Origin of the sequence: Helicobacter pylori FD535, assembly GCF_000296015.2 — a bacterium.
Classification (GTDB): Bacteria; Campylobacterota; Campylobacteria; order Campylobacterales; family Helicobacteraceae; genus Helicobacter; species Helicobacter pylori_CT.
In genome coordinates this window covers 41,287-48,703 of the sequence record NZ_AKHP02000029.1, presented here as the reverse complement: position 1 = coordinate 48,703, position 7,417 = coordinate 41,287, and the positions used below count along the sequence as shown (strand labels likewise).

At 39.0% G+C, this 7,417-nt stretch carries 7 protein-coding genes; all 7 read left to right on the top strand.

The window, feature by feature from the left end:
• Positions 1 to 284: amino acid kinase family protein (locus DV63_RS13540; protein WP_020981435.1), on the top strand; the 284-nt coding region annotated here is incomplete at its 5' end.
• A 41-nt stretch (positions 285 to 325) separates the two neighbouring features.
• Positions 326 to 550: a DNA-directed RNA polymerase subunit omega gene (locus DV63_RS13535; protein ID WP_000712202.1), complete on the top strand. Its 225-nt coding sequence runs from the start codon at positions 326 to 328 to the stop codon at positions 548 to 550.
• Positions 537 to 2,864, top strand: coding sequence for a RelA/SpoT family protein (locus DV63_RS13530; protein WP_001002269.1), 2,328 nt, complete (start codon positions 537 to 539; stop codon positions 2,862 to 2,864). Before DV63_RS13535 ends, DV63_RS13530 begins: the two co-directional genes overlap by 14 nt.
• A 23-nt stretch (positions 2,865 to 2,887) precedes the next feature.
• A complete protein-coding gene (gene tyrS, locus DV63_RS13525; RefSeq protein WP_000436098.1) occupies positions 2,888 to 4,096 on the top strand; it encodes a tyrosine--tRNA ligase in 1,209 nt (402 codons plus the stop codon).
• A gap of 16 nt (positions 4,097 to 4,112) precedes the next feature.
• Complete coding sequence (fabX, locus tag DV63_RS13520; RefSeq protein WP_000255230.1) at positions 4,113 to 5,204, top strand: decanoate oxidase/trans-2-decenoyl-[acyl-carrier protein] isomerase FabX; 1,092 nt, start codon at positions 4,113 to 4,115, stop codon at positions 5,202 to 5,204.
• A 6-nt stretch (positions 5,205 to 5,210) separates the two neighbouring features.
• Positions 5,211 to 6,647, top strand: coding sequence for an N-acetylmuramoyl-L-alanine amidase family protein (locus tag DV63_RS13515; RefSeq protein WP_020982422.1), 1,437 nt, complete (start codon positions 5,211 to 5,213; stop codon positions 6,645 to 6,647).
• Positions 6,648 to 6,665: 18 nt separating this feature from the next.
• Entirely contained in the window at positions 6,666 to 7,403 is a 738-nt protein-coding gene (locus DV63_RS13510; RefSeq protein WP_001012405.1) for a hypothetical protein, read from the top strand.
• Positions 7,404 to 7,417: the final 14 nt, after the last annotated feature.

Below are 7,417 nucleotides of genomic sequence, written 5' to 3'. Positions count from 1 at the left end.
CTGCCACTTTAAGAGCGATTGAAATTGGATCGGATTTAATCATTAAAGCGACTAAAGTGGATGGCATTTACGACAAAGACCCTAACAAGTTTAAAGACGCTAAGAAATTAGACACTTTAAGCTATAACGATGCCTTGATAGGGGATATTGAAGTGATGGACGATACCGCTATTTCTTTAGCTAAAGACAATAAGCTCCCCATTGTGGTGTGTAACATGTTCAAAAAAGGGAATTTGTTGCAAGTGATCAAGCACCAACAAGGCGTCTTTTCTATGGTAAAATAAGCCCTTTAAAATCGGATAGAACTCAAAATAAAAGGATCAGTTTGAAAAAAGAGAGAACAGAGAGTTTAGTCGCTCAAGCCTTAAAAAATATCGGGAACGACCGCTACATGCTAGACAATTTGGTTTTCGCTCGTGTGAAGCAATTAAACGCCGGAGCCAAAACTTTAGTGAATATGGACCCTAAGCGCCATAAATTAGTGGATATTGCCATCAGAGAAATCGCTGAAGGGAAAATTGATATAGACAGGATAGATGAACGAAATTGATAAATCCGTTGATATCGGATTCTTACGGATTCTTGATGTTATCAAAAAAGTTACGACCCCAAAGGGCGGCATTGAAATCTTAAGGACTTTAATTGATTCCACGCCCAAAATTGAAAACGCCCTGAATTTAGCGGCCAAAAGCCATAAGGGGCAATACAGAAAAAGCGGCGAGCCTTATATTGTCCATCCTATTTGTGTGGCGAGCTTGGTAGCGTTTTGTGGGGGCGATGAGGCGATGGTGTGCGCTGCGCTTTTGCATGATGTGGTAGAAGACACGCCCTGTAAGATTGAAACGATTGAGCAAGAATTCGGGCAAGATGTGGCTAATTTAGTGGATGCGCTCACCAAAATCACTGAAATCAGGAAAGAAGAGTTAGGAGTGAGCTCTCAAGATCCCAGAATGGTGGTTTCAGCACTCACTTTTAGAAAGATTTTAATTAGCGCGATACAAGATCCAAGAGCCTTAGTGGTAAAAATTAGCGACAGGTTGCACAACATGCTCACCTTAGACGCCTTGCCTCATGACAAGCAAGTGCGTATTTCTAAAGAGACTCTAGCGGTGTATGCCCCCATAGCGAGCCGATTGGGCATGTCTTCAATCAAAAATGAATTAGAAGACAAGAGCTTTTATTATATTTATCCAGAAGAGTATAAAAATATCAAGGAATATTTACACAAAAACAAGCAGTCTTTACTCTTAAAACTCAACGCTTTTGCGAGCAAGTTAGAAAAAAAACTTTTTGATAGCAGGTTTAGCCATTCGGATTTTAAACTCGTTACAAGGGTGAAACGCCCTTATTCTATCTATCTTAAGATGCAACGAAAGGGCGCAGTCAATATTGATGAAATTTTAGACTTGTTAGCGATTAGGATTTTATTGAAAAACCCGATTGATTGCTATAAAGTTTTAGGGATTATCCATTTGAATTTCAAACCCATTGTCTCTCGTTTTAAAGATTACATCGCTTTGCCCAAAGAAAATGGCTATAAGACGATACACACGACCATTTTTGATGAGTCTTCTGTTTATGAAGTGCAGATCCGCACCTTTGATATGCATATGGGGGCGGAGTATGGTAATTCAGCCCACTGGAAGTATAAAGCTGGGGGCGTGGATAATGAAGATCATCATGAGGGCATGAGGTGGTTGCAAAATTTTAAATACCATGACAGCGATTTGAAAAACGACCCTAAGGAATTTTACGAACTCGCCAAGAACGATTTGTATCGTGAAGATATTGTCGTTTTTTCGCCCCATGGGGACACTTACACCTTACCGGTGGGAGCGATTGCTTTAGATTTTGCTTACATGGTGCATAGCGATTTGGGCGATAAAGCCACGGACGCTTATATCAATAGTAAAAAAGCCTTACTCAATCAGGAATTAAGAAGCGGGGATGTGGTTAAAATCGTTAAAGGCGATAAAATAATACCTCGTTTCATTTGGATGGATCAGCTTAAAACTTCTAAGGCTAAAAACCATTTGCGCATCCAAAGAAGAAACCGCTTGAAAGAAATTGACACTAAGAGCATGATTAATATCTTATCGACTTTTTTTGGGCGCTCTGTTTTTGAAGATGTGGATTTGAAAGATTATAAAAACTTTGAAAAAAAATTAATAGATTGTGGGGTGGAGACCACCTTAACAGAAGCGATGAGAAGCTTTGAAAATTTAGCCAAACTCACTGAAGAAATTGAAAATAAGGTGTTTTCTTTAAAAGAAGATGCGATTTTAGAATACCAAGAGATGAGTTTATGGACTCGAGGTTTAAGGTATTTGGGTTTTAAAACCAGCGTTTTGAATTTTTTAGCCCCAAACCGGCAGTGGCAGTGTAAGGAATTAGAACATTTTAGCGTTTGTTCCAGCAACGCTTTAGAAATCAAACAGGTATTATTGAATGATTGTTGTTACCCTAAATATGGCGATGAAATCATTGCGATTGTAACGGATTTAAAAGATCCAAAAGCGGTTGCGCACCATAAATTTTGCAAAAAAGCGATGGCGGAAGTGGACGCTAAAGCGCCTATGGTTCATATAGAATGGCACAAGCGGGATCGAACGATTTATAAAATGATGTTTTATTTAGGCGAAAAAAAGTCGGTTTTAGCGGGTTTGTTAACTTTTTTAAACAGGAATGAATGCAACATTGTGGGCGTGTCTTATTTGGGCTATAAAGACAAGTATTCTAGCCATTGTGAAGTGAGTTTTGAAATAGCTACGGATAAGGCGGATTGGATCAGAGCCTTAATCAATCGCAAATATCAGGATAGGATTGTAGAATTATCCAGTCTAGATGACGCTTATGAGTCATAATAAGCCCTAATTAAGGAATAAACATGGAACAAAAAGTCAGTATCGCCTTAAAAGAGATCAAAAGAGGCGCTAATGAAATCATTGGATTAGAATACATTGAAAAGCTGGTGAGGAAATATTACGAAACCAATGAACGCTTTATCGTTAAAGCCGGGTTTGATCCTACCGCTCCCGATTTGCATTTAGGGCATACGGTCTTGATCCAAAAATTAGCTTTATTGCAGCAATATGGGGCTAGGGTTAAGTTTTTGATTGGGGATTTTACCGCTATGATAGGCGATCCTACAGGGAAAAATGAAACGAGGAAGCCCTTAAACCGGGAGCAAGTCTTAGAAAACGCTAAAACTTATGAAGAGCAAATCTATAAAATTTTAGATCAAAAACACACCGAAGTGTGCTTTAATTCCACTTGGTTGGATGCTTTAGGCGCAAAGGGCATGATAGAATTGTGTGCGAAGTTTTCAGTCGCTAGAATGCTAGAAAGGGACGATTTTGCTAAACGCTATAAAGAAAACCGCCCCATTAGCATCGTGGAATTTTTATACCCTTTGTTGCAAGGCTATGATTCAGTGGCGATGGATGCGGATATTGAGCTTGGGGGCAATGATCAAAAGTTTAATTTGCTGGTGGGGCGTTTTTTGCAACGAGCTTACGGCTTGAATAAAGAGCAGTCTATCATTACCATGCCTTTATTAGAGGGGCTTGATGGGGTGCAAAAAATGAGTAAAAGCTTGGGGAATTATGTGGGGATCACTGAAGAGCCTAATGCGATGTTTGGGAAGATCATGAGCGTGAGCGATGATCTCATGTGGCGATACTACACCCTTTTGAGCGCTAAGACTTTAGAAGAAATTGAAGACTTAAAACATGGTATTTTAAATCAGACCTTGCACCCTAAAGCCGTTAAAGAGGATCTCGCTGGTGAAATCGTGGCTCGTTATTATGATAATGATCAAGCATTCAAGGCTAAAGAGCAATTTTCTAAAGTGTTTAGCGCAAACCTTTTGCCTGAAATTTTATCAGAGAGCGATTTTGATGAGGGGGTTGGGATTTTAGATGTTTTAAAACAGATTGGCTTTTGCCCATCCACTTCACAAGCCAGGCGCGATATTCAAGGGGGAGGGGTAAAGATTAATCAAGAAGTGATAAAAAATGAGAGTTATCGTTTTGTTAAAGGAAATTATGTTATACAGCTTGGTAAGAAAAGATTTATGAAATTAAATATTAACTAATATTAAGGAAAGAGCTATGGTATCAACACTCAAACCGCTAAAAATCGGTAAGCACACCATAAAATTCCCTATCTTTCAAGGGGGAATGGGTGTGGGGATTAGCTGGGATGAACTAGCTGGAAATGTTGCCAAAGAAGGGGCTTTAGGAGTGATTTCAGCCGTAGGGACTGGTTATTATAAAAACATGCGTTTTGTAGAAAGGATTGTGGCTAAAAAACCCTTTGAAGCTTTGAATTTTTACTCCAAAAAAGCGTTGAATGAGATTTTTGCAAACGCTAGGAAAATTTGTGGGAACAAGCCTTTAGGGGCGAATATTTTATACGCTATCAATGACTATGGCCGTGTTTTAAGGGATTCTTGTGAAGCGGGAGCGAATATCATTATTACAGGGGCTGGTTTGCCCACCAACATGCCTGAATTCGCTAAGGATTTTAGCGATGTGGCACTCATCCCTATTATTTCTTCAGCGAAGGCTTTAAAAATCCTTTGTAAAAGATGGAGCGATCGCTATAAAAGAATCCCGGACGCATTCATTGTGGAAGGGCCTTTGAGTGGGGGGCATCAGGGCTTTAAATACGAAGATTGTTTCAAAGAAGAATTCCGATTAGAAAACTTAGTGCCTAAAGTCGTGGAAGCTTCTAAGGAATGGGGGAATATCCCTATCATCGCTGCTGGGGGGATTTGGGATAGGAAGGATATAGACACCATGTTGAGTCTTGGAGCGAGTGGGGTGCAGATGGCGACTCGTTTTTTAGGCACGAAAGAATGCGATGCTAAAGCGTATGCCGATCTTTTGCCCACGCTCAAAAAAGAAGATATTTTACTCATTAAATCGCCTGTAGGCTATCCGGCTAGGGCTATTAATACGGGAGTGATCAAGCGCATTGAAGAGGGTAACGCGCCCAAAATCGCATGCGTGAGCAATTGTGTAGCGCCTTGTAACAGAGGTGAAGAGGCTAAAAAGGTGGGCTATTGTATCGCTGATGGTTTGGGGCGCAGTTATTTAGGGAACAGAGAAGAGGGGCTTTATTTTACTGGGGCTAATGGCTATAGAGTGGATAAGATTATCAGCGTGCATGAATTGATTAAAGAGCTTACAGAGGGTTAATTTGTAGTGCTTGTGAGGTTAGGGGTTGTTACATGTCTTTTGTGGTTGCATTTTGCTTGTGCTACAACCCTTAAAATTATCAACATTGTGCCTTTTGGCTCTAGCAGCGTTAAAATTCTGTTCAATCAAGAAATTAAAAAATTCAAAGAAGTTCCGCTCAAAAATTTCAAGAGTTATTTGGAATTAGAAGCCGTTTTAACCATTCCTAAAAAGCATTACCAATTTTCTAAACAATCGTCCATCACGATCGCGCAATTCAGCCCTAAATTAGCGCGAGTGGTTATCGGCTATGCTCCTAAGATGACTTATGAGATTAAAATCCTTAAAGACAAGCTCTATGTTTCTATCGTGGAGAAAAAGCCCTTAATTAGGCATCAAATGGTGTTAAAACCACCCAAACACCATGCACTCAAACACACAACGCCAAAACCCACCCCTAAGCCCATTAAAAAAGAGGCCAAAAAGTCTAAAGAGACCAAAGAAAAAACGCCAATTAAGCATGCGCACTCAAAGCATGCGCATTCTCCATTGAACGAAAGGAGCGCTAAAAAAGAAATTCTTAAAAAAGAAATTCTTAAAAAAGAAATTCTTAAAAAAGAAATTCTTAAAAAAGAAATTCTTAAAAAAGAAATTCTTAAAAAAGAAATTCTTAAAAAAGAAATTCTTAAAAAAGAAATTCTTAAAAAAGAAGCAGAAAATGAGAGTAAGAACCAAGTTTTTATAGCAGAAAAAAATGAAACTCTCATCAAAACCAAACGCAAAAAACACAAAAAGATCGTTTTAGACGCTGGGCATGGGGGGAAAGATTGCGGGGCGATGAGCGCGAATTTGGTGTGTGAAAAAGACATTGTTTTAGAAGTGGTGAAGTTTTTACACAAAGAGCTCAAAAAAAGAGGCTATAGTGTTTTATTGACAAGGGATAAGGATATTTATATTGATTTAGTGGCTCGCACGGAATTAGCCAATAAAAAAAGCGCGGATTTATTCATCTCAGTGCATGCCAATTCCATCCCCAAGCATTCCACTTCTAACGCTCATGGCATAGAGACTTATTTTTTATCCACCGCAAGGAGCGAAAGGGCTAGGAAAGTGGCTGAGCAAGAAAATAAAGACGATGTGAATTTGATGGATTATTTTTCTAAAAGTTTGCTTTTAAATTCATTGAACACGCAGCGACTGATTGTCTCTAACAAACTGGCGATTGATGTGCAATACGGCATGCTCCAAAGTATCCGCAAAAATTACCCTGATGTGGTGGATGGGGGCGTGAGAGAGGGGCCTTTTTGGGTGTTGGCCGGGGCCTTAATGCCTTCAATTTTAATAGAAATTGGTTATAATTCCCATGCGATAGAATCTAAACGCATCCAAAGCAAACCGTATCAAAAAATCTTGGCTAAGGGCATTGCTGATGGCATTGATAGTTTCTTCAGCAAGAATGATTAGGCAATGATTAGGTTGTAGATGAATTTTTATCAAAAAATATACACGCATAAAGTCGTTTTTTCTTCATTGTTTTTTTTGTTGTTTTTGTTCAATGCGGAAACTTTGTTGCTTTCGCATTTCAGCGATGATTTTTCGCAATTGTTTTTTTTGTTTGAAAACCATGTTTATGATTTCATTGTCAAATTAGATTACTTGGGGTTAATAGGCGTTTCTTTAATTTATCTGCTTGTGCTTATTGTTAAGCCTTTCACCCTCACGCGCCAAAAATGCGCTTGCGTAGGGATCTTATGCCTTTCTTTCTACGCTTGGAATTTTCCTGTTAAAGATTCTTTAATAGTGCTTTATCTTTTCTATTTTGCGCTGTTAGCGACTTTATTGTGGCGTTTTTTAGGGGCTAGCATGAAGCAATCTTTCTTGCCCTCTATGAATATTTGCATCGTGTGGGTTTTTGCTTCTTCTTTACAGAGTTTTAGATTTTTAAGCGTGTCTGATTGCGTGGATTTTTCCCTTTTTACACTCGCTCTTATTTTGTTGATACTGGTTTTAATCTACCACAAACGCCTTTTTGGGTTGTATGAATACGCTAACACGCTTATTTTGATCGTGGGGCTTAGCGTGGTGGTGCTATGCTCTAGCATGTTCATTCAAACTAAAGAATACTATGGCATGCGATTGGGTTTTTATTTTTTAGGCTTGTTAGGGTGGCTTTTAGAATACGTGCATAACACTTTAAGGCGTTTGGAACATCAAAATTAAAGCTCTCATTGATT